Genomic DNA, 24,062 nt, shown 5'->3' with positions numbered 1-24,062 from the left:
AGGAGTTTCTTGTTTTTTGCTATTTTTTAGCTGGCAGATTTCATCTCCAGCCGGAGTTTGTCGCTGATCATCGCGATGAACTCGCTATTTGTTGGCTTTCCACGCGTATTGTGAATCGTGTACCCAAAATAGGAATTCAGGATGTCGATATCGCCTCTGTCCCAAGCTACCTCAATGGCATGGCGGATTGCCCGCTCAACACGAGAGGGTGTTGTTTCGTAGCGCTTTGCAACACTGGGGTACAGCTGCTTTGTTACTGCGTTTATGATGTCTGGAGTTTGTACAGCCATGATTATAGAATCTCGCAGATAATGGTACCCTTTAATGTGAGCTGGTACGCCGATCTGATGAAGAATTTCTGTAACCTGGATTTCGAGGGATGGCTTGCCTTTTTGTGCCGGTACCGAAGCCTGTTCCGATTTGGGGGCGATACTGCCGCATATTTTCAGTATTCGTTGTGCTAATTCCTTTGCGTCAAATGGGGCAATTACAAAATATGCAGCTCCGGAAAGCATTACCTCACGCTCCAGCGTGGGGCTGCTGAATGTAGACATGACGATGAAGGAAGGCGCCTTTGAGGCGTACTTTTTTCGGATCCCATGAATTACTCCGATCGCATCCAGTCGGGGCATGAACAGGTCCAGAAGAACAACGTCGGGTTGTTCCAGATCAATATGATCCAAAACCCGGAGTCCATCCTTTGGAGAATAGACGACATCAATACCCGCAACTTCAAAATCATGAGAATAGCTTCGAGCAAATTCGTCAGTGTCATTAGAAATCAGCAGTTTTAAATGTTTTTCCATGAACATATCCCCCTGTTTTTTAATTTACAGGCTTATAATACCATATATTGGCATTTATGGCAATAGCTTACACAATATTTTTTGCACGAATTTGGTAATTATATTTCAAAATATAAAAATATTTCGTGTTAAGATGCACTTTTTAGTCTCTCGAAATTTGTTTTTTCGGAGATTTCCATCATATTTTCTGCTAATATTCCATAACCCCGCGTGGGATCATTCACAAATACGTGTGTAACTGCGCCTACTAATTTGCCATTTTGCACAATAGGACTTCCACTCATTCCTTGCACAATTCCTCCTGTTTTACTTAAAAGGGTGGGATCTGTTACTTTTACAACCAGATTTTTTGTTTTTGTGCCATCTTGGTAGTTAATAGAGTCGATTTCAATCGCGTAAGGTTTTGGTGTTGAACCATCAATTGTGGTGTAAATTTGTGCAGCACCTGTTTTTACCTCCTGTTTTGTGGCAAGGGGGAGCGCCTCAGTTGCAACAGGGGAAGTATTCAGGGTGCCATACACACCGCCTTCTGAGTTTGCTTCTAACTGACCTACGGGAACATCGTTGTTAAAATAACCTCTCAATTCACCAGCACGTCCCTTTTGGCCTTTAACAATACCGCTAATAGTGACTGAAACAACATCGCCATTGCGAAGCGGCATAAGCTCATTGGTGTCTACGTCACATATTCCATGCCCCAAACCGCCAAAAGAACCGGTTGCGGGGTCGTAGAATGTTACGGTGCCAATACCTGCCGTGCTGTCTCGCACCCATAAGCCACCTTTATAGCTTTTGTCTACGTCGGATAAAATAGGGTTTAGAGTTGCCGTTAAAGTCTCTTCATTGCGCTTGATGGTCAAATTCATGGGGTTACCGCTGCTGCTTTCAATTAATTTTGCAACCTGATTATTTTGCGTAACCTTTTTGCCATTTATTTCGGTGATAATATCGCCAACCTTTACGCCTGCTACTGCGGCGGGGTTCACCATTTTACCATCGCTTTCAATGTCGGCCACACCGACCACCATCACACCGTTCGTAAATAATTTGATGCCGAAAGGAGTACCGCAAGGCACCAAAAGCTTTTCATTCACTACCTTTACATTGACCGTTTTTACAGGAATTACATCAAACAACATCAATTGCGCTTGGTAGTTTTGATTTGCGGATTTTAAGGAAGATGCGGTAATATCATTGTTATTTGCCGCATCTGTAATGCTAATGCCGGTTTGATTTAATCGCAGCTTCGTACCTGCTGTAACGCGGTATTGATCGGGCAGGGAGTAGTGGTAATACCCTACTGCGGAGCCTGCAATCAAGGTTAAAACGGTAAGCAAACCGGTTAATCGTTGAAAAAATCTTTTTCCTTTTTTCAAACATTCACCTCCTTCCGCATTTAATCTGTGTCAATTCGGAGGCTTTTATGTTGTCAAATCCACATTTTTTTGGATTATCATGGAAAAATAATTTCCGGAGCTAATACCGTAACGATTAATGCCAGAATTTTAAAGAATTGGCTGAATTTTAATTGTAATAAGCAAAATGGCACATTACTACGTTGCTTTCGAAACATAAATCACTATTTTTAGTGTTTTTACTAAAATGGTTATTTACCAATTCTTTATTGGTATAATTAAAAATCACTTTCTTCTTATTTATAAAGTAAAGCCATTTTTATTCTAAATTACTTAAATAGTATCTGCAAAACCAAATGCAACTATTTAAAAATTGAAATGCTGTAATTTTTTCAATAAAACTGCAATAAAAAAGCCGCCGCTATTGCGGCAGCCCTTTATGGTTTATTTGAATAGAGACATAGGGTCAATTAACTTACCAGACTGTTTCACTTCTAAATGCAAATGTGGTTTTTCTACCGATTCAATTGGCAGAACGTTAATTGAGCCAATTTTTTGCCCAGCGTCAATGGAATCTCCCTTTTTCACGAGGAAGGTATCTCCCAAACCGCAGTAGTAAGCAGTAATATTATTGCTGTGCTGTATCACAACAACATTACCAAGGTTACCGTCTGCGTATAGGTCCGTTACCTTACCGGCGTCAATTGCCTTTACGGGGTCACCAATTTTAGAAACAAAATCGGTACCATTGTGTACGCGCCAGTCGAGCATGGTATCGGAATATATGGGGTTGTCTCCGCTAAAGTTTTTCGTTACAGTTTCTCCCACCGGGAAAACATAAGACTCCGGCTTAGCAGCGGTTGCTTTTGCGGGCTGTTCCTTTTTGGGAATGTTATTGCCCGGTGCCTGAGACGAAGCGGCCGGTTTGGAAGAAGATGGAGCTACGGACTGAGGCTGGCTGGATTCGGGCTGAGGAGCCTCCTCTGGCTTGCTGCTGGCATATACGCCAGATTGTGTACGACCGGTAGGCGAAGTAGAGTACGAAGACGTATCCTGTGGGTTCGCATATTTTACTACACTGTCATACGTTGTCCATGCGGCAACACCAACGGCTACCAGGCATACACCCAGCGCGACATAAAAACCCTTGTTGCTTTTCTTTGGGGATTGATTTTCTGATTTAAAATGCAGACTGCTCATCTAATTAGCACCTCCGCAGATATTTTGACCAGAAAAAACACCAAATATGCCGCTCAATAGAAATCTACAAGGAAAATATCAAAAAAGTTTTTTATTGCGTAATTCTTTTAAAAAGTTTCATTTCATAAGCCAAGAAAATCAAAGAATATGCACTCGAAAATAAAAAAGATAGTACTTCTATTCATTATAATCAAAATAATCAAAGAAAATTTTTTATTACTTTCATATGATGTATTTTATCATGTCAAATAATCAGCAGATTTTAGAACAGCCATAAGTAACAGACTTTCCCTTCTATGTATCATTATTTATAGGTTTTGAAAAATGACAGAAAAAAGACCGAATCCAATTGATTCGGTCTTTTTTCGTTAGCTTGAGGGGTATATTGAGGAGGGTAGAACTTTGTATTCGGATGGTGCGGCTCCATCGTTTGAATACACTCATATTATAAGTTGAATTCACTTTCCAGTTGTTAATATGCTATGAATATTCTTTTAACTTTTGCTCTCATGTTATTTTGCATTAAAAATAGTTAAAAATGCAGGGTAAAACGAAAAAAGTGTGAAAAATTCACAAACATTTGTTTGCAATATAAAACACACTGTGGTATGATAAAATAGAATTGGAATACCTGGGAGGAAATGGTATGAAAGGACTCAGCAGCAGCCAGAAAAAGATTTATGAATACTTGAAAGATAGAGCGCAGTATGGCTTGCCGCCATCGGTAAGGGAGATTTGCAAAGCCACCGGGCTAAAATCAACCTCTACCGTACATCTGCACCTGAAAACGCTGGAAGAATTGGGCTACATTCGGCGTGAAGCCGGGCTTAACCGAGCCATTCATATTGAGGGAGCAGAGCAGGTGAGTCGCGTGCCGATTTTAGGCAGGGTGACCGCTGGAGTGCCCATACTTGCGCTCGAAGAGATTGAGGGCTACTTGCCGCTCGTTGGCCACCGCTACCCTGAAAAAGAGCTGTTTGCACTGCGTGTGCAGGGTGAAAGCATGAAAAATGCTGGCATTTTAGATGGCGACTATATTATTGCGCACCGGCAAGAGACCGCGGAGAATGGACAAATCGTGGTTGCACTTATTGATGATGAAGCAACCGTAAAACGGATTTTCTTTGAGCAGGAGTACGTTCGTCTCCAGCCTGAAAACCCGGCGTTTTCTCCTATCTTTTCGCAAAGCGTTATGGTGCTTGGTCGCGTAATTTCTGTTTACCGCTATTATTAATCATACAGATATTGAAGTATATTTTAAAACGGACAATTAGCAAAGCTTTCAAAGGGGAAAAGAAAAAGTTATGGTGAGCAAAGGCGATATTGTGGTTTTCGGCTCGTATCCACTAAGCGGCGAAAATATTTCCGAAAAAGAACCCATTGAATGGCTTGTGTTAGATAAAAGAGACGATAAAATTCTTTGCGTTAGTAAATATTTGCTCGATTGCAGACCATACCATGAGGCGTTGGAAGAAATAACATGGGAAAAGTGCACCTTACGCAAATGGCTGAATGATGTATTCACACTCGTTGCTTTTACCGCGGAAGAGCGAATGAAAATTGTACTTTCTAATGTGGAAAACCCTGCTCAAAACACGCAAGATTTGGTTTTCTTATTAAGCTATGATGAAGCCGAGGAATTTTTAGATTTAGAACACCGGGCAGCCAAAACAACCGCATATAGCCGTGCTCAAAATGCATGGCTACAACAAGAGGATGCCGATAATACGGAGCTGAAAGAGAACGGTACTTGGTGGTTGCGTTATTACGGTGAGGCGAGCGAGGAATCTGAGGGAGAGTTTGAATTTATGAGCTGTGTGAATTATGATGGCGTGATTGAGCCGGCAGCAGAGTCTGTGAATAACAACTCTTGTTGTGTTCGACCTGCCGTGTGGTTCACTCTCTAATGTAACACTCTTCTTCAATGTGTGTTTTAAATGATGGAATGATATTTAGCATGCCACAGAGCATTTGTAATGACCCTCAAAGGTTATTACAATATTTGAATTAGTAGCCGAGAGGGCTTACTGTCTGTAAAATAACAGACGGTAAGCCCTCTTATTTTTTTGAATTGTTGTATTAATAAAAAAGCTCTTACAAGTGTTTCCGTTACCATCGAGAGTACTTCTCTTCTTCAAGTGAAGTAACTGGCGGCGTAAGTCAATGAATGTTGATAGATTAGAGCATCTCTCTTTTCCGCAGGAGTTATTCATGCCTTTTGGCCGTGAAAATCATTGGGATAAAAAAGCCAAGAACAGCCATCAGACTGAAAAACAGTTTTCCGCTTTCCCATAGCTCAGCGGAAAAAAGGCGGTGAATCAGCAGAAATAGTAAGGGGAATAAGACGGGTATCACCAGCATCCATATACGCCCGACTCGTAAAATATACGGCCAGTTGCGGTTACTGAAACGAATTCCGGCCATATTCATGCGAAAAAAACCGTCGCTGTAAGTGTGAATGTTATTTTCATCATAATAAGAGGGCAAAGTTTCTTTTAAAAATAGGTGAAACCATCCCCCGAAGAAAAAGCACAAACCTTCTATTAGTAATAGGTTTTCCACTAACTCCTGTGGTGAAAAACCTGCTGCTAACAGCAAAAAAAACTCCAAAACAACCAGTAACACACAACCGAAATAAAGATAACCTCTTCGTTTGCGTCGGTCTCGCTGGCTGTGGCGCTCCTTGGCGGAAAGACAAATGGTACCAGTTACCAGCTGTTCTACTTGATCCACGTTTAGCTGCTCCGGAACACAAATGTGTTGGCCACTTAGCAGCTCCGTAGTGGTTACTTCTAGTAAATTTGCCAGTGGAATCAAAAGGGTAATGTCGGGCATGCTCAGCCCGCGCTCCCATTTGCTGACGGCTTTATCGGATATAAATAGCTTTTGAGCCAACTCTTTTTGAGTAAGGTTTTTTTGCTTTCGCAGCTCAGATACAAATGCGCCGAATTTTTCTTGGTTTATCTCATAATTCATCTAAGAAACGCCTCCTTACCTGTATCTTACCGCGGTGGCGGTTGTTAGGCAATCAACCGGTGGTAGAATTTGCTTATTTCAGCGTTTTTTACTCAACCATAGGTTTCTTTTAGAAAAGAGATAGAAATGAAAATGGTCGGGAAAATATTCCCGACCTACTTAATCTGCAAGCTCTATTTTTTTCACAGCGACGGCAATCCGCTTTTTCTTTTGGCAGTCCGGGCATTTTCCATAGATGGTAAGACTATGGCGCTCAATTTCAAAACCGGTTGCCTTTGCAAGCCGCATCTCCAATGGGGAGAGAGGGCAGTCATCAAGTTTGATTTTTTTGCTGCATCCGGTGCAAATTAAGTAATGGTCGTGGCCTTCTGCCAGAGCATAGCGAATGATGCCATCTTCAAAATTTATTTTTTGTAAAATACCGGCGGAGGTAAATCGCTCTAAATTGCGATATACAGTAGAAAGAGCCAGTGGCGGGAAGGACGGCTTAAGCAGAACAAAAATATCCTCTGCCGAAACGGGGTCCCGGCTTTTCTCCATAAAACGCAGGATTGCTTCTCGTTGCTTTGTGTTTTTTAGTTCTGCCATGTGGGTTCCTCCTTATAAACAAAGGGGGCTTGCCCCTCTCAATAAATTAATCATAGCTCGGAATTTGAAAAAATGCAAGCAGGCGCATATTCACTAATGGGAACTTTTCGTGTATAATAAGTGCGGATTAAGAGATAGACCAATTTACTTTAGAACTCTTTTAAACCTTTTATTTCTTTGTGAAAAAAGCAATGAGATGGAAAAGAACGGATTGAGTAGATTGAAATCGGTTGGAGGCTTTCATCTTTGGAAAAAATTTATTTGGATAACGCAGCCACCACCCGCGTTTGCGAGCCGGCGGTAGAGCGTATGCTATATGTGATGACTCAGGCATATGGCAACCCCTCATCCCTACACAGCATGGGATTTGAAGCGGAACGCGAGTTGACAGCCGCTCGTGAGGCAATTGCGGGTAGCCTTTCGGTTAGCCCTGCGGAGGTGTATTTTACCTCCGGCGGAACAGAAGCAAACAATATTGCCCTGTTCGGTGCGGTAAAGCGCAACGGCCGTCGTGGAAAACATATTGTTACCACAGCTGTGGAGCACCCCTCTGTGCTGCGCGTGATGGAGCAGCTGGAGCAGGAGGGCTACACGGTAGAATACCTGATGCCAGATTCTTCCGGGCAAATTTCTACGCAGCAGGTGGAACAAGCGATAACTAGTGATACCATTTTGGTTAGCATGATGATGGTAAATAACGAGACGGGTGTGTATATGCCGGTGGAAGCCGCCGCGAACGCAATTCGCCGCAGTAATTCTTCCGCCTTATTGCATGTGGACGCAGTACAGGCCTATGGTAAGCTTGCCTTAAAGCCCGCTCGTATGGGGATTGATTTTATGTCGGTCTCTTCCCACAAAATTCACGGGCCAAAGGGAGCGGGCGCTCTGTATATCGCGGGGCAAAAAAGCTTCCCTGCCAGAACCTTTGGCGGCGGGCAGGAGAAAGGGGTTCGCCCCGGCACCGAGGCGCTTCCCGCAATAGCGGGCTTTGGTGCGGCCGTGCGTGCCCTGCCAAACCCCAAAGAGCTAAAGGCTCATTTTGAGGAGTTGAGAGCTGCACTGCGTGAGCAGCTTTCCCAGCTGGATGGGGTTGTGATTCACTCCCCTAAGGATGCAATGCCGTACGTGCTCAGCTTTTCCGTTCCCGGAATCAAAGCAGAAACATTGCTGCATTTTCTAGCTTCCCAAAATATATTTGTTTCGAGCGGCTCTGCGTGCTCCAAAGCAAAACCTAGCCATGTGCTAACGGCAATGGGTCTAGCCCCCGCTCTGGTAGAGTCCTCTTTGCGGGCAAGCTTTTCCCGCTATACCACTTTGGATGAAATCAATGCGCTTGCCGCTGCTTTAAAACAGGGGATGGAGCAATTGGTGAAAAAATCGTAAGGAGTTTTTATGAAGGAAATTATTTTAATTAAATTGGGTGAGTTGGTACTTAAAGGGCTAAACCGCAAAAACTTTGAAGCATCACTCGTTCGCAATATTCGCCACCGTATCAATAAGCTCGGGAATTTTGATATTCGCGTTGCGCAGTCTACCATTACTATTTCTCCTAAAGGGGAAGAGGATTTAGACGAGGTTGCAGAGAAAATCGGTAAGATTTTCGGCATTGCAGCATATTCCCGTGCGTGCGTGGCAGAAAAAAAGATGGATTCCATTTTAGCGGCATGCCCTGAATACCTTGCCGATGATTTGAATGGTGTAAAAACATTTAAAGTAGAAAGCAAACGCTCCGATAAAAGCTTTCCCCTAAAATCCCCTGAAATTTCTGCCGAGGTTGGGGCATATATAATGGAGAAGTTTTCCCACCTGACGGTGGATGTGCATAACCCGGAGTTGGTGGTAACCGTTGAGGTTCGGGATTTTGGCGCATACATTCACGGCAGCTCCATCCAGGGTGCAGGCGGCATCCCCGTGGGAACCGGCGGGCGCGCGGCTTTGCTGATTTCCGGCGGAATTGATAGCCCGGTTGCCGCATGGTGCATGGCAAAACGCGGAGTGGAGCTTTTCCCCGTGCATTTTGCAAGCCCGCCCTACACTAGCGAACGCGCTGAGCAAAAGGTAGTGGATTTGCTGACAAAGGTAGCTGATTACTCCGGTCGCATGGTGCTTCGCATTGTACCCTTTACGAAAATTCAAGAAGAGATTCTTGCAAAGTGCCCGGAAGAGCTGTTTACCATAATTATGCGCCGCTTTATGATGCGCATAGCAGAACGCCTTGCAGTAGACAACGGCTGTGAAGCCCTGATTACCGGTGAAAGCCTTGGGCAGGTAGCGAGCCAGACCATGCGTGCCATCGCCTGTACCGAAGCAGCGGTAGATATGCCGGTGTTCCGCCCGCTAATAGGTATGGACAAAACGGAGATTATCGCAATCTCCCGCAAAATTGATACCTTTGAAATCTCGATTCAACCGTTTGAAGATTGCTGCACGGTATTTACACCCAAGCATCCCAGAACCAAACCCAACCTGCATTTTGTGGAGCAGGCAGAGGAAAAGCTGGATATTGAAGCGCTGGTGGAAGATTGCATTGCAAATGTAAGATTAACGAAAATAGGATATTATCATTCCGCAGAATAAGGAGATGCCAAATCAATGAAAGCAGAAATCATATCCGTAGGTACCGAGCTGCTGCTCGGGCAAGTGATTAACACCGATGCTTCCTATGTTGCTCGCGCTTTATCTGAGCTGGGAATCGATATGATGTTTTCTTGCACCGTAGGCGACAACAACGGCCGTTTAAAAGAAGCACTCACCAATGCGCTGGAACGCAGTGACCTGGTTATTACCACTGGAGGGCTTGGCCCCACGGAGGATGACCTGACCAAGGAGGCCATTGCAGAGTGCGCCGGTGTTCCTTTGGTGTTGCACGACGAAAGTATGGAGCGCCTCAAAGAGCATTTTGTGGGAAGATATATGGGGCAAAACCAAATCAAACAGGCAATGCTGCCGAAAGGCGCTACGGTTTTATTAAACGACCGTGGCACAGCACCGGGTTGTGCGGTAGAGACAAAAGACGGGAAAATTATTATGATGTTCCCAGGCCCTCCTTCCGAGCTGGTGCCAATGCTTCATAATTACGGAATTCCTTATTTAATGAAACGTGAGAATGCGAGCATTTTCTCAATGAATGTGCATGTATTCGGTCAGGGCGAGGGTGCGGTCGCAGAGATGCTCTCCGACATGACGGACGCCTCGAACCCTACGGTCGCCACCTACGCCAAAGAGGGCGAAATGTATGTTCGCGTAACGGCTAAGGCGGAAAATGCGCAGAAGGCGGAAGAAATGTGCCGCCCGGTTGCAGAGCAAATTCGTGAGCGAATTGGCGACTGCGTGTATGGCATTAATGTGGATTGCTTAGAGCAGCTAATCGTCAATTTGCTAAGTGAACGTAAATTAACGATTGCAACAGCGGAATCTTGCTCCGGCGGTCTTTTGGCAAAGCGTATTACGGATATTCCGGGTTCCTCCAGCATATTTGAAATGGGAGCGGTTACCTATGCAAACCGCATTAAAACCCTGCTTCTCGATGTACCGGAGGAAATGCTGGAAAAGCACGGTGCCGTTAGCGAAGAGGTTGCCGCCGCAATGGCGCAGGGAGTTCGTGAAAAATCCGGAAGTGACATCGGTATCGGCATTACCGGCATCGCCGGGCCGGATGGCGGAACAGACGAAAAGCCGGTGGGTCTCATTTATGTTGGCTTATGCGATAAAGAGGGTACCGTGGTGCGGAAGGTAAAAGTATTCAGCCAGCGCCGCCCCCGCAATTATTACCGAAATACAGCGGCATCTTTTGCACTCGATATGGTTCGCCGCCGCTTGGAGGAGCTACCTTTATGATGGATATTCGAGCGCAGTTAAAGGCTGTGGAAGCAGTGAGAAAAGGGGTGCGCGGGAATCTGCGGCACCTTTCACCAATTCCCTTTGTACCGGAAAAGCCCCGCTACCCTGCTGGGCTTTCTCGCAAGCCTTTGCCGCGTTCAACACCGGAGGCACAGGGTGTGTCTTCAGTGTATTTGGAGCGGTTTCTACGGGAGCTCGATGCCTGCTCCGAGATAAAATTGCACAGCATCGTGGTTCTTCGCCATGGCAAGCTGATAATGCAGGCCAATTGGCGGCCTTACTCTGGTATTTATGCGCAAATGGTGTATTCACTGTCAAAATCCGTAACCGCAATGGCGGTAGGCATGGCGGTGGAAGAAGGGCTGTTTTCTCTCGATGACCGCATTGCAGAGCTGTTCCCCGATAAAGTGCCACCACCGCCATTTCGCAGCAATCGGGTTGGGAAAATCACAGTGCGCCACCTGCTGAACATGACCTCTGGCATTCGGTTTAATGAAGGGAATAGTGTATTTGAACGTGACTGGTTGAAAGCGTACTTTGCCTCAGACTGTGCCTACGAGCCGGGTGAGCAGTTTACGTATAACAGCATGAATTCTTACGTTTTAAGTGCGCTCATACAAAAGAAGACGGGTGAGGGATTATCTGACTACTTGCTCCCACGCCTATTTGACCCACTGGGAATCGACCATGTTGTGTGGGAACGCTGCCCAATGGGAATTGAAAAGGGCGGCTGGGGCTTGTTCCTGCGCCCAGAAGATATGGCAAAGCTGGGTCAGCTCTACTTGCAAAAGGGATTGTGGACGGTTGACGGTGAGCCACGCCGTTTGCTTTCGGAACAATGGATAGCCGAATCGACCGATATGGGGATACGTACCTCCATGGGCGAGCACCAAACCGCCTACGGCTTCCATTTGTGGGAGTTCCCCATACCGGGAGCTTATCAATTCAATGGTGTGTTTGGGCAGTATGTGGTGGTCATCCCTCAAATTGATATGGTGATTGCCATCACCAGCGGGAGTCATGCCCTATTTGTGGATAAAAGTGCTGAAATTATCCAAAAGTATTTTGGCAGTGATGAGGCTTTTCCGGAAACATCCTTGCCGGAAGACTTGCGTGCACTGCGCTCATTAAAAAAGACACAGACGTCACTCTCGCTTTTTCCGGATACAGTTCCGGTACAGCGTCGCCGCACGTTGGTGGAGCGACTGGAGCATAAGCTTTTCCCGGAGCGTTCGGTACCGCAGCTGAGTCCGGATGCCAAATGGATGAACGGCCGCAGCTATAAGCTGGAGAATCAGTACGGTTCAATTTTACCTTTTATTTTTTCGGTGGAAAAAGACAGCTTTCTTCCTGCGATTCAGCGGTTATCGTTTGCATTTGCTCCTGATTTCTGTACCATTGAGTTTTCAGATGGAGAGGAAAAGCAAACCATAAGAGCTGGTTTGGATGGCGAGCCGAGACGCTGTGTGCTAAACGTTAACGATGAGATATACGTAACGGGTAACTTGGCACGCTTAACACGCGATGAAGAGGGCAGGCCGGTATTAAAGCTTTATATCTCATTTTTAGAAACACCCAATACCCGTATCATGAAGTTTATATTCAGCGGAGATCGTATTTTGGTGCGTTTTCAAGAGATTCCCTCTGTTGATAACGCGGCAAAGCTGTTGGCTGATTTGCTGGGTAATTCTGGCGGTAATATGGAAAAAATGCTCTCCGAACGCCTTGGCGGAGAACGTGTACCCGGCTATCTACGCCGAATTGCTGTACCGAAGGCCAGCGGTAAGCTGGATTTAGAGGCTTCGGATAATTAAATGAGTTTCAATAATTAAAAAAGAGATACAGTTTACTGTACCTCTTTTTATTTTATATTATTAAAAATAAATATAAATAATTTGACACTATGCTTTTACTGTCCTATAATCAAATACAAATGTATTTATTTTAAATGAATAAGAAAGATGCCAGGGGGGAGCTGTTTTGGAATCTGAAAAAGAATCAGTAAGGGGTCGTTGCTCTCGATTTTTGAAAAGGAGGATTCCTCTGCCCATTTATTTGATAATTGTTCTATTATTTCTATTCGTATCCGCTGGTATGATGAACCATTTAGAACAGATTAATCCCTCCGGCAAGCTATTTGGAATGTATCGATCTCTACCAACTTCAGCGGTGTATTATAATGCCCGTTTTTTTCACAATGAATTTAAAATTGAAAGACTTTCTCAAAAAGATCCCAATCAAAAAGAGCTTGTATTGGAAGGACGCTATGAGCATTTGAGAGAAAATCTTTATTTGCTTAAGCCTGAAGACCCCTCAAAAAATATGATTGTGGTTTTAGGTAAGCGTAATTTCTATTTTTACGATTCAAAAACAGATAGTATCCCACATTTTTATTAGCTGTCAATTTGTTAGCCTAGATTCTAGCAGGAGGTTGATATGGATAGAAAAGCAATGCGAGAATGGTTTGGTCGTTTTTGTCAGAAAACAATTTCTTTCCCAATTCTTATGATTACGGTTCTTTTATTCTTAGGCTTGTTTGTTGGAATGATGAACAAGATAGACCAAAATACACCTTCTGATTCAATCGATGGCCAATACCGATTGAAATCTTCTTTATCCGATTCTTATACCGCCAGTTTCAATGGAGATAAGTTTCAAGTAAAAAGGTTGGAATCTGCGGTAGAGGGAGAAAACAGAGAAAAGCTTTTGTTAGAGGGAACCTATGAGCATGTAGATGAAAATCTTTATCTGCTCAAAGCGAGCGACCAGACACAAAACGCAATTATTGTTTTAGGCAAAAACTCCTTTTACTTTTACGACGTAGAGAAGAGTACGGAAGTTCAATTTTACCGGCATTAAAAAAGGGGTTCATTCCAGTATTGGAATGAACCCTTTTGGTTTATATTAAAGAATCGCTTTCTTTTAAATATAATGAAGAAATTAATCTACAATAATGCTTTCGCCTGTCATTTCTGGCGGCTGAGGTAGGCCTAGAATCTTGAGCATGGTGGGGGCAATATCTGCCAGCTTGCCGTTTTCACGCAGCTTGCAGGGGTAGCCCACAACACAGAACGGAACCGGATTTGTGGTATGTGCGGTAAAGGGGGAACCGTCCTCCTCGTACATTTTTTCGGCATTGCCATGGTCTGCGGTAATAATGGCTGTGCCGTGCATGCGCTCAATTGCCTCAACAACACGGCCTACGCAGGTATCTACGGCTTCCACAGCGGCTTTTGCGGCATCAAAGACACCGGTGTGGCCTACCATATCGCAATTGGCAAAGTTTAGAATGATGACATCGTACATGCCGCTGTCAATCTTCTCGACCAAAGCATCGGTTACAGCATATGCACTCATCTCCGGCTGTAAGTCATACGTGGCAACTGCAGGGGATTTAATGAGTACACGATCCTCTCCGGGGTATACGGTCTCTACGCCACCGTTAAAGAAGAACGTGACATGCGCATACTTCTCCGTTTCGGCGATGCGTAGCTGGGTCATGCCCAAATCGGACAGATACTCACCCAGTGTGTTTTTTAGGCTCTGCGGGTGGAACGCAACATCAACATTCGGCATGGTTGCATCATACTGTGTCATGCAGACGTAGGTAAGAGGGAAGAAACCGTTGGCGCGCTCGAAGCCCGTAAATTCCGGGTCGACAAATGCGCGAGTCAGCTCCCTTGCACGGTCTGGGCGGAAGTTAAAGAAAACCACAGAATCATTGGCGGAAATGCGACCTTCGGGTCCGCAAACAATGGGTAGAACGAACTCGTCAGTAACGCCGTCTGCATACGATTTTGCAACGGAAGCCACGGGGTCGGTGCTTTGAACGCCCTCGCCCATTACCATTGCGTTGTATGCTTTTGAGACGCGCTCCCAGCGGTTATCACGATCCATTGCATAGTAGCGCCCTGCTACGGTTGCAATTTTACCTACACCAATTTCCTGCATTTTAGCAAGACAATCCTCTACAAAGGCTTTACCAGAGGAAGGAGGAACGTCTCGGCCGTCCAGTAGGGCATGAACATAAACTTCCGTTAAGCCGTGCTGCTTTGCGAGCTCCAATAGCGCGTACATATGGCTGTTGTGGCTGTGCACACCGCCATCGGAGAGTAGACCAATGAGGTGAAGTGCAGTGCCTTTCGCCTTTGCAGCAGCTACCGCTTTGATAAGAGCGGGATTCTTATAAAAATCACCGTCTTCAATTTCTTTTGAAATTCGAGTAAGTTCTTGGTATACAATGCGCCCCGCGCCAATGTTGGTATGGCCAACCTCAGAGTTGCCCATCTGCCCGTTCGGCAGGCCAACATTAAGGCCGGATGCCCCAATTTGTGTGATGGGGTTCTCACGGAAAAGGCGATCCAGATTCGGTTTTTTTGCCGCCATAATGGCGTTACCATATTCCGGGGCATAGCCGAATCCATCTAAAATCATTAAAATCAAAGGTTTTTTCATAAAAGGTTCTCCTTTGCGATACAGTTAAGGGATTAGCCCTCCGTGGCAGCGCGGATAATCTCCGCAAAATCTGCGGCTTTCAGTGAGGCGCCGCCAATTAAGCCGCCGTCAACATCGGTTTGAGTAAGCAGCTCATCGGCATTTTTGGCATTCATCGAGCCGCCATATTGAATGGTGAAAGCCTCCGCAGCTTGTTTGTCGTACAGAGCGGCGATAACCTTGCGGATTGCACCACAAACCTCGCCAGCTTGTTCGGCGGTAGCCGTGCGACCTGTTCCAATTGCCCAAATGGGTTCATAAGCAATGATGACGCGGGAGAGCTCTTCTTTTGTTACGCCTAACAGCGCAATCTTTGTTTGCAGAGCAACCAGCTCTTCAGTAATGCCCTGCTCACGCTGTTCGAGTGTTTCACCTACGCACAGAATAACCGTAAGACCAGCATTCAGTGCGGCACGAATGCGTTTGTTGACTGTTTCATCGGTTTCACCAAAATAGGTGCGGCGCTCACTGTGGCCGATAATTACATAAGTAACACCAATGGAGGTAAGCATGTTCGCGGCAATTTCACCAGTATATGCGCCGCTTTCCTCCCAGTGGCAATTCTGTGCGCCAATTTGAATGTTGGTGCCTTTTGCAGCCTCTAATGCTGCGGGAAGATCAAGGAACGGAACGCATGCGACGACATCGCATTTTGCATTCGCAACCAATGGTGCGACTTCACCTAATAAAATTTTTGTCTGTTCCGGGTTTTTGTTCATCTTCCAGTTACCGGCTATTACGGCTTTTCTTAGATCTTTATTCATAGGAGGGATCATCCTTTCTATCTGTTAGAAGCACCGCGATACGGATGCTCCGTGAAGAAAAGGGCAGACGTGCCGCCTGCCCTTTTGCATCCTTAGTTTTTATCGTTCAGGCAGGCAATGCCGGGCAGCTCTAATCCCTCAAGGAATTCCAGGGAAGCACCGCCGCCGGTAGAGATGTGAGTCATTTTGTCCGCAAAGCCAAGTTGTTCCACAGCTGCTGCGGAGTCACCACCGCCAATAATTGAGATTGCACCGCTTTCGGCTACCGCTTTTGCTACGGCCTCGGTACCTGCCGCAAAGTTTTTCCACTCACTAACGCCCATCGGGCCGTTCCATACAACGGTACCAGCGCCAACCAAAGCAGAAGTAAACAATTCTTGTGTTTTGGGCCCAATATCAAGCCCCATCCAGCCATCGGGAATTCGGTCGGAATCCGAAATCTTGTGGTCGGCGTTTTCGTCGTATTTATCGGCAATCACGTTATCCAGCGGAATGAGGAATTTTACATTCTTCTCTTTTGCTTTTGCCATCATTTCCTGCGCCAGTTCCAGCTTGTCATCCTCGCAGATAGAGGTGCCAATGGAGTAGCCGAGTGCCTTCATAAAGGTGTAAGCCATACCGCCGCCAATGATGAGCGTATCGACTTTATCCAGCAAATTGCTAATTACGCCAATTTTATCGGATACCTTTGCACCGCCCAAAATGGATACAAAGGGGCGCTTGGGATTCGCAAGAGCGCCGCCCATAACGATAATCTCTTTCTGAATCAAATAGCCGCATACAGCAGGCAGGTAAGCTGCCACACCAGCGGTGGAAGCATGTGCGCGGTGTGCAGTACCAAACGCGTCGTTTACGTAAATTTCAGCCAAAGACGCCAATGCCTTTGAGAAATCTGGGTCGTTCTTTTCTTCTTCCTTATGGAAACGCACGTTTTCGAGAAGAGCCACTTCGCCTTCCTTTAAAGAAGAGCAAATTGCTTTGGCGCTGTCGCCAATCACATCTTTCGCCATCTGCACAGGCTGGCTGAGTACCTTAGAAAGGTATTCAGCAACGGGTGCCAAAGAATATTTGGGGTTGAATTCTCCCTTCGGGCGACCCAAGTGAGAGCAGAGGATGACCTTTGCGTGGTGGTCAATCAGGTAACGGATGGTTCTGAGAGCCTCATCAATACGCTTGGGGTCCGAAATTTTTCCTTCGCCGTCAAAGGGAACATTAAAGTCACAACGGACCAAAACGCGTTTGCCCGCTACGTCAATATCTTCCACACTCTTTTTGTTCAGATAGTTCATATGCTGCACTCCTTATTTTATAGAAATGGATACTTCACGGTTAACGTGGGTTGTAATGCTAAGAATAATCATTGTAAGCAAGTTTTTCTATGAAGTAGCAAATGGTTTTGCTTGTATGGGACACACTATTGTTAAATAATTAATTATCTCATACTATTTTATAATATATTTCATTTCTTTTCAAGTGCGTAGGGCTTTTTTATTCGATTACCGCACAAAATTACCATTCAAAGCTTCGCGGCTGACCAATTTGATTTAAACGGGGGTAATCCCATTGGCGAAGCACCTCATAAACGCCTATTGCCACAGCGTTTGAAAGATTTAGGCTGCGTGCTTCTTCCAGCATGGGAATTCGCACAACGGAATCGGGATTTTCTTGCAAGAGGGCTTCCGGCAGGCCGGCGGTTTCTTTGCCAAACACAAGGTAGCTGTTGTCTGGGTAGGTTGCCTGCGAATGGTTACGGGGCGCTTTGGTTGAAAAATAGAAAAAATGCCCGGAATTTTGTTTGAAGAAATCGGACAAATTATCATAGTAGCGAATATCGAGCAAATGCCAGTAATCTAGCCCGGCACGCTTTAGTTTTTTATCGTCAATGGTAAAGCCCATTGGCCCAACTAAGTGCAGGGTAGCTCCGGTTGCGGCACAGGTACGCGCCACATTGCCCGTGTTCTGGGGAATCTCGGGTTCTACCATCACAATATTTAGGGTTGCCATGTTTGGGTAATCCTTTCACGGTTAGTTTGGGAATTATTGTCGTTTACCATACCAATCATAATGCAAGCGACAGAAAAAGTCTATTGCTAAAACAACAAAAAAATCAAAAAAATACAAAGTTCAGCGAGAATAGGCGCGTATCTCATCTGATTTTATATAGAAAGTGAAAAAAGTTAGTGTTGCAAAAAGGCTTGGAATCATTCCCCATTGAAATGGTTTTGCCATAATCTTTCTGATTATCTATCGAGTGTGGAGGGAATAAATAATGTTGGGTCTGAAAATGATCTACACCATATGGAGGGTATGCGAAATGTATAATGAAACAAAAGGATTCATGAAAGGCATTAGTGCAGGGCTGGCAGCCGGCATGGCAATTGCCAGTGTGGGCAGCAAAGCGATGAAAGGCAACAACCGTCAAATCAAACGCACAGCCAATAAGGCAATGCGTAAAGTAAATGGCGTGCTGGACAACATGGAGTATATGTTCAAATAAAAACAGCCCAGGCACGGCTGCCGTAAAACGGATGCGGAACTTCCGCTTTGTTTTACGGCAGCTTTCTTTTTGAAGAAAATCGCAAAAAACCGCCACGTTTCCCTTGCCAAAGAAACTTGCATCAGATAAACTAATTTAATGTAACATAAATCGGTTTTGTTTTGAGTATTTCACTACTCTTAGAATGAAATGGAACAATTGCATACTTTTCGATTATAAATATGATGATCAGGCATTGGGAGGTTTCGAGCCATGCAGGTTTCGGAGCAAGAGATACTAACAATTTATTATAAAGGGTACAGCGCCCTCGCTTCACTGCACGGGTTGTTGTACCAAGCCCGAAAGGATTTTTTTGAAGCTGGCGGGTTACATAAGAAAAAAGAACGTCTTTCCTATTTAGAAGATGGCCTGATGGTACAGGTGCGCTACACCTTGTCTTCGAGCAGCTTTGCTTGGGAAAAACACGTAGACCGCCGCCTGATGGAGCAGGTAAGCTCTACGCCGGACGTATGGCTGCTTTCCTATTATAATGAAAACGGTTCGCTTCGCAGCAGAATCCAATTTAATAAGGAGCATCATTTGGAGCAGGCGGAATTCTTTGCGCCGGATGGCTCAGTACAAGAGCTTCTCTCTGCTTCCACAGAGAAGCCGGGTACGCTAACACTCACACGCAAAGAGCAAAATGGGGATGAGAGCCATACCGTGCTAGTTGCCTGCCCCATTTTTATGGGAACCGCAGAACAGGCAAGGATTGATTCGGAAGTGGGCGAGCCACAGGTGATTGCTGCCCGACTGGACGGTGATGTGTGTTATTGCTCGCAGGAGGAATACCAAAAGCGAATTGAATTGCAAGAGCGGCTGAAAAGCGGAGCAATCTCGTTAATCCCTATTTTTACACCGGACAAGCCCGCTTCTGCTCCTCCTACTGTAGAGGAAAAGCAAGACGAAAAAAAGAAGTTTTCAAATCCTCTCGAGAATCCGGAGCCGCACATTGGCGTAGCTGATTTAATGGAGCAGATACGAAAAATGGAAGAGGGCTTGGGCATCCGCCATGGGGAAATATGCAGGAATTCTCAATTGATGCAGGATTTACCAAAAAAAGATTCCACCCAGCCGGATGTTCCAGAAGCGCAAAGCAATCCTTCGGAAAAAGCAACTCCGGAGCAAGAGGAGAAAACACCTCCCGTTCGGTATACGGTGGCAAAGTGCGGGTTTGATGGAACCGTGCGCGCACCGGGGCTGTCTGCTCCCATAGCACCGGAATTACCAGAGGCGGCAGAGGAAATCCCGCGGGCGGTGCACCACATTGTCATCAGCCAAACGGAGCATTACCTGTATTATGGTGAGCTGCTGGGCGGGGAACGCCACGGCAGGGGCAGAACCGAAATGCCGAGTGGCAATACCGCCTATGAGGGAACGTATTCTCGTGGCATGCGGGATGGCTTTGGCTCTTTCTATTATAGAACGGGCCGTTTGTGCTATGCCGGTTCTTGGCGTAACAATCTTCGAGACGGTGCAGGTGTGGGCTTTCGACCGGACGGCAGCGGCCTGTATGCCGGTATGTGGCAGGAGGACCGCCCCGGTGCTTCTGGCGCAGTGCTGGGAGCGGATGGCGCGGTGTGCTACGCAGGTGCGCTCCAAGATGGGCAGCGCCACGGCGTGGGCGTCAGCTTTCGCAGAAAGGATGGCACTCTGCTGGTGGCTCGCTGGCAAAACGGCGTACCTAGCGGCGAGGTAACGCTGTTTGATGCGAACGGCTGCATCTGTTATTCCGGCGAGTGGAAAAACGGAGTGCGCCATGGAGTGGGTACCTCTTATACCCCAAATGGACAAATTGAATTTTCGGGCAAATGGCAAAACGGACGACCGGTTAACGGCGAATGAGAAAGTGAGAACCTGCCTGCAAAACAGCTTGTTCCAAAAAAATCCCATGCAGCGCATGGAAAGAAAAAAGACAGAAAAATGTAATAATTCATAAATTGTTAACAATTAGTCTATGAATTGGACATAACTGAATTTGCCATGGAAAATACTGAGAAACCTAGGCGTACCAAGGCTTCGCGGGGTGTTAAAATTTGAAAAAAAGGCAAAAATGTCCTTGACATTCTGTCCGCTATCCCGTATAATTCAACTAAACATATAAACGGTGTGGCTGTAAGTTTCTTACGGAACGGTGGTTACTTCCGTTTGTTCTGGGGGGCGAAACCCAGAGCTGCCATGTATGTTTACGTTTCATAAGCACAACGCAAATACGCACAACAAAAACGATATTTTTAAGGAGGACTAAAAAGGATGAACAAAACCAAAAGCAAAGTTTTGTCTCTGGTTCTGGCTTCTGCCATGATCGTTTCAAGCTTTTCATCCCTGAACTTTGCATCCGCTGCTACTTCTACTCGTGAGAATGGCAGACTGACCGTTGACACTGATGAGCTGTACTTGGTGAGCAACAGTAATCAAGATGGTCTGATTAACATCGATGAGTTCCTTGGCGACCCGACAGTAAAAACTTATGACAACGAGGAAGCAAGTGATGTTGAGTTTGTAAGCTTCACTCATGCATCTGGTGACCGCATCGTGAAGTCCATTAAGGATAACACCAAGGGCGATAACGATGTTGAGAATGCGCTTTATTTGTCGAAAGACGCAAAGGGCAAAGAAGTTATCACTGTTACCTATGAAGGCGAATATGATCGTGATGACAAAACCGTTAAAGTAAGAGCAAAGAAAGACATCACGATTTATGCTAACCCTGTAGGTGCTCAGATTGTTGCAAAAGTAACAGATAATGAGATTGTAGATGATAAGCCTGATTCTGTTGAAGTTGCTTCCACCAATGATAAAGAATTGACCTTTGGTGTGTATGAGGCTTCTCAGGTTTCGGATTCTTCTATGCATGCTAAGTACACTTTAGTTACAACAGACAAGGGCTTTACTGTTAAAACAACAAGCGATAAAGCTTTTGCTCTTAATAAAAACGTTAGAGTTCCTTTTGAAGCTGGCGTTTACACTCTTCCCACTACCTTTAAAGAGGTTGGTGAAGGTAACGATACTGTAGATTCTGCCCGTGAAGCTCTTGCGGATGCAAAGGCAGCTCTTGCAAATTATACAGCAGGAGACTTTACTGCTCTTGAGGAAGCTGTAACTAAAGCAAAAGATGAGTTAAAAACTGCTCAGGATGATGAAAATTATAAAGACCTAAGCAAAACCGATTTAGAGAAAGCTGTAGCTGACGCAAAAGCTGCCGATGATGCTGCTTCTACCGCTGAAACGCAGGCTGCTCTGGCGGCTGCACAGGATAAACTTGAAAAATACAATACTGCTGCAGCTACCGTTGTTACAAAAACTGCTGCTGTAAAAACTGCAGAGGATGATCTAGCAGATGCTAAAGCCGGAGATGTAACAAAGAAGGCTGCTCTTGAAAAGGCAGTTACTGATGCTAAGACTGCTTTAGATTCTGCTCTTAAAGGCGACAATGTAAGCAAAGTAAAATATGCTTCTACTGGCACAATTTCCACTCAGGCTACTCTGAACACAAAAACAGATAGCGATAAGAAGGACACCTACAAATTTACTGTTGCTAAGCAGTGGACTGTAAATTACAGTGGCCTGGAGATTAATAAGAAGGGTAGTTCTACTTATATTAGTGAATATGGCGAGTCCATTGATTTTGATAGTGATAAGTGGAGCACCGAGCAAAAGTCCAAAGCAATTTCCATCACTGGCTATGATATTAAGCTAGCTGATAATGTTACTGCTCTTGATGTAAACGGTGGTAAGGTTGGTAAAATTACTGGTAATGATGCTGCTAGAATTACAGTTGATGGAGCTACTACTGGTGACATTGAGTCTAACATAATTGACATTGACGACGGTAATGTTGGTACCTTGAAGCAAAAGGGCAATAACCCTACAATTACTATTGACGAAGGTAAAGCTAAGGAAATCGACGCAGACAAGGCTGTTGTTACCATTAATGGTGGCACAATTGCTGGTGATGTCAAGGGTAAAACTGTTGACATCGACGCTGATGATGATGAAATTGCTACCACCATCAACGGCAATGTAACAGCAAAAGACAAAGATGAACCCAAAGTTGAGATTTCTTCTTCTAGCGATGCTCTTGTTAAGATTACTGGCACTGTAAAGGGCGAGATTTTCTTGAATGACGAGAACGTTTCTATTAATGTAGTTGATGCTGACTACGAGAATGATCTCACATTTGATGATTTCACTGGTTCAATTAGCTCTATCATCAATACTTCCGATGTAAATATTGATGTTTTGGGTGCTTCTAAGGTTGTTGTAAAAGGTACTTTAGATGCTGGTTCCATCGACATTGAAGATGAAGATGGTATGCTCACAATTGCTGGTGGCCGCATCAACAGTGTATCTGGTGATGGTACTTTGGCAGTTCCCGCTGGCAAGCTGTTCATTGAAGACAGCATGGAAGACATTACACTGAAGCTCACCGATGGTTTGTCTGCTGGTGCAACTGCATTCCAGGCTTACTCCAGTGCAGTCAGCGTTGATGATTTCAAAACACTCGGCTACACAGTTGAGCAGAAGGCTGCAAATAGTGATGTTGATAAGTTTGTAATTTCTGCTGTAACTTTTGCTGGTGTGCAGCTCAACAAAGCTGATCTCTCTATTGCTAAAGGCTACTCTGATACTTTGAGCGTTGCTAACTATCCCACTGGTACTGCACTGCCTGCTGGCGCTTCCATTCATTGGGATATCGATGCAAATGATGATTATTTCACCATGACCACCGATGGCAACACTGCTACTATTAAAGCACTTGACTTTAACAAGGATTATGCAACTGATAATAAAGCAACTGTAACTGCTACTGTTGTTGATGAAAACGGCAATTCTATTGACGGTTATGTGTCTGCTTCTGCTACAGTTATTGCTACCGCAGTTCCTGCTTCCACTGTTACTGTTGACACTAAGACAGTTAACATGGGCACTGGCTCTGTATACCAGTACATTGCAAAGTCCTCCACTGGCGCAGTTATGACTGCTGCTTCTTCCGACACTCAGATCGCAACTGTTGAGCTCTTCAACGCTGCTGATGCTCGTGGCTACAAGTTCCAGATTAAGGCTCTTGCTGTTGGTACCGCAACCATCACCACAACTGATGCGAACGGCGCAACTGCAACCACAATCGTGAACGTTTCCAAGGTTAACGGCACACTGAAGGCTGATACAACTTCCTACACCTTTGCTCCTGGCAAAGCATACGATGTGAAATTCTCCACCACCGGCACAACTGCTGTTCCGGTTGTTACCGTAAATGGTAAGGTTGTTTCCATCGCTCCCCGCGGCAATGGCGTTTACAGAGTAACCGCTCAGAACCCCGGTACTGCTTATGTAGTTGCTAAGGTTGGCGATACCCACGTATCCGTTAAGTTTGTTGTTGCTAATGGCGCAGCATCTGCCGGTGTAAAGGGTAACAACGTTTCTAACCTGAAGTAATTTAAGTTACTTTTGAGTTCGAAGTGAAGTAAATAATTACTGTTAGCTGTATTTGCGTTGCGGC

20 protein-coding genes are annotated in these 24,062 nt (G+C 45.3%); 11 read left to right on the top strand and 9 right to left on the bottom strand.

Annotated features, from left to right (window positions below):
- Positions 1–26: 26 nt before the first annotated feature.
- The 3 genes from spo0A to CAN90_RS12380 all read right to left on the bottom strand — a co-directional run bounded on the left by spo0A (position 27) and on the right by CAN90_RS12380 (position 3,361).
- Complete coding sequence (gene spo0A / locus CAN90_RS12390) at positions 27–806, bottom strand: sporulation transcription factor Spo0A (protein WP_085834123.1); 780 nt, start codon at positions 804–806, stop codon at positions 27–29.
- Positions 807–934: 128 nt separating this feature from the next.
- Positions 935–2,182, bottom strand: a complete 1,248-nt coding sequence (spoIVB, locus tag CAN90_RS12385; protein ID WP_085834122.1) for a SpoIVB peptidase — start codon at positions 2,180–2,182, stop codon at positions 935–937.
- A 423-nt stretch (positions 2,183–2,605) separates the two neighbouring features.
- Positions 2,606–3,361: a M23 family metallopeptidase gene (locus CAN90_RS12380; RefSeq protein ID WP_085834121.1), complete on the bottom strand. Its 756-nt coding sequence runs from the start codon at positions 3,359–3,361 to the stop codon at positions 2,606–2,608.
- Between the two features lie 646 nt (positions 3,362–4,007).
- Here CAN90_RS12380 and lexA point away from each other — a divergent pair.
- Positions 4,008–4,595 (top strand): transcriptional repressor LexA, encoded by a 588-nt coding sequence (gene lexA / locus CAN90_RS12375; RefSeq protein WP_085834120.1) that lies wholly within the window; start codon positions 4,008–4,010, stop codon positions 4,593–4,595.
- Positions 4,596–4,665: 70 nt separating this feature from the next.
- Positions 4,666–5,268 carry a DUF6273 domain-containing protein gene (locus tag CAN90_RS12370; protein WP_085834119.1) on the top strand — a complete coding sequence of 201 codons (603 nt, stop codon included), beginning with the start codon at positions 4,666–4,668 and terminating at the stop codon, positions 5,266–5,268.
- Positions 5,269–5,566: 298 nt separating this feature from the next.
- On the opposite strand, the gene CAN90_RS12365 is transcribed toward CAN90_RS12370, so the two are convergent.
- On the bottom strand, positions 5,567–6,337 hold the full coding sequence (locus CAN90_RS12365; protein WP_085834118.1) for a helix-turn-helix domain-containing protein: 771 nt from the start codon (positions 6,335–6,337) through the stop codon (positions 5,567–5,569).
- Positions 6,338–6,496: 159 nt separating this feature from the next.
- Entirely contained in the window at positions 6,497–6,925 is a 429-nt protein-coding gene (locus CAN90_RS12360) for a Fur family transcriptional regulator (RefSeq protein WP_085834117.1), read from the bottom strand.
- A 246-nt stretch (positions 6,926–7,171) separates the two neighbouring features.
- Between CAN90_RS12360 and CAN90_RS12355 the strand changes: the two genes are divergently transcribed.
- From CAN90_RS12355 to CAN90_RS12330, 6 genes are all read left to right on the top strand, one after another.
- Positions 7,172–8,308, top strand: a complete 1,137-nt coding sequence (locus CAN90_RS12355) for a cysteine desulfurase family protein (protein WP_085834116.1) — start codon at positions 7,172–7,174, stop codon at positions 8,306–8,308.
- A 9-nt stretch (positions 8,309–8,317) separates the two neighbouring features.
- Positions 8,318–9,502, top strand: a complete 1,185-nt coding sequence (gene thiI, locus CAN90_RS12350; RefSeq protein ID WP_085834115.1) for a tRNA uracil 4-sulfurtransferase ThiI — start codon at positions 8,318–8,320, stop codon at positions 9,500–9,502.
- A gap of 15 nt (positions 9,503–9,517) precedes the next feature.
- Positions 9,518–10,762 carry a competence/damage-inducible protein A gene (locus CAN90_RS12345; protein WP_085834114.1) on the top strand — a complete coding sequence of 415 codons (1,245 nt, stop codon included), beginning with the start codon at positions 9,518–9,520 and terminating at the stop codon, positions 10,760–10,762.
- Complete coding sequence (locus CAN90_RS12340) at positions 10,759–12,579, top strand: serine hydrolase domain-containing protein (protein WP_085834113.1); 1,821 nt, start codon at positions 10,759–10,761, stop codon at positions 12,577–12,579. Before CAN90_RS12345 ends, CAN90_RS12340 begins: the two co-directional genes overlap by 4 nt.
- Positions 12,580–12,745: 166 nt before the next feature.
- Positions 12,746–13,162 (top strand): hypothetical protein, encoded by a 417-nt coding sequence (locus tag CAN90_RS12335; protein WP_143750830.1) that lies wholly within the window; start codon positions 12,746–12,748, stop codon positions 13,160–13,162.
- Between the two features lie 39 nt (positions 13,163–13,201).
- Positions 13,202–13,624, top strand: a complete 423-nt coding sequence (locus tag CAN90_RS12330) for a hypothetical protein (RefSeq protein WP_085834111.1) — start codon at positions 13,202–13,204, stop codon at positions 13,622–13,624.
- 81 nt (positions 13,625–13,705) lie between these two features.
- Here the strand turns inward: CAN90_RS12330 and gpmI are convergent, their stop codons facing one another.
- The 4 genes from gpmI to trmL form a co-directional block, all read right to left on the bottom strand.
- Positions 13,706–15,220 carry a 2,3-bisphosphoglycerate-independent phosphoglycerate mutase gene (gene gpmI, locus CAN90_RS12325; protein WP_085834110.1) on the bottom strand — a complete coding sequence of 505 codons (1,515 nt, stop codon included), beginning with the start codon at positions 15,218–15,220 and terminating at the stop codon, positions 13,706–13,708.
- A 32-nt stretch (positions 15,221–15,252) separates the two neighbouring features.
- Positions 15,253–16,023 carry a triose-phosphate isomerase gene (gene tpiA / locus CAN90_RS12320; protein WP_085834109.1) on the bottom strand — a complete coding sequence of 257 codons (771 nt, stop codon included), beginning with the start codon at positions 16,021–16,023 and terminating at the stop codon, positions 15,253–15,255.
- A 92-nt stretch (positions 16,024–16,115) separates the two neighbouring features.
- Positions 16,116–17,312 carry a phosphoglycerate kinase gene (locus tag CAN90_RS12315; RefSeq protein WP_085834108.1) on the bottom strand — a complete coding sequence of 399 codons (1,197 nt, stop codon included), beginning with the start codon at positions 17,310–17,312 and terminating at the stop codon, positions 16,116–16,118.
- A gap of 220 nt (positions 17,313–17,532) precedes the next feature.
- Positions 17,533–18,027, bottom strand: a complete 495-nt coding sequence (trmL, locus tag CAN90_RS12310; protein WP_085834107.1) for a tRNA (uridine(34)/cytosine(34)/5-carboxymethylaminomethyluridine(34)-2'-O)-methyltransferase TrmL — start codon at positions 18,025–18,027, stop codon at positions 17,533–17,535.
- 310 nt (positions 18,028–18,337) lie between these two features.
- Between trmL and CAN90_RS12305 the strand changes: the two genes are divergently transcribed.
- The 3 genes from CAN90_RS12305 (at position 18,338) to CAN90_RS12295 (ending at position 23,998) form a co-directional block, all read left to right on the top strand.
- Positions 18,338–18,520, top strand: a complete 183-nt coding sequence (locus tag CAN90_RS12305; protein WP_242953650.1) for a hypothetical protein — start codon at positions 18,338–18,340, stop codon at positions 18,518–18,520.
- A 252-nt stretch (positions 18,521–18,772) separates the two neighbouring features.
- The gene (locus tag CAN90_RS12300; RefSeq protein ID WP_242953649.1) at positions 18,773–20,404 is read left to right on the top strand and encodes an MORN repeat-containing protein; all 1,632 of its coding nucleotides are present in this window, start codon (positions 18,773–18,775) and stop codon (positions 20,402–20,404) included.
- 408 nt (positions 20,405–20,812) lie between these two features.
- Entirely contained in the window at positions 20,813–23,998 is a 3,186-nt protein-coding gene (locus CAN90_RS12295; RefSeq protein WP_085834105.1) for a hypothetical protein, read from the top strand.
- The last annotated feature ends 64 nt before the right edge of the window (positions 23,999–24,062 follow it).

The sequence above is a fragment of the Clostridium merdae genome (assembly GCF_900176635.1).
Classification (GTDB): Bacteria; Bacillota; Clostridia; order Oscillospirales; family Acutalibacteraceae; genus Faecalispora; species Faecalispora merdae.
The sequence above is the reverse complement of the archived record's forward strand: the minus strand, read 5'-3'. Positions and strand labels throughout refer to the sequence as shown.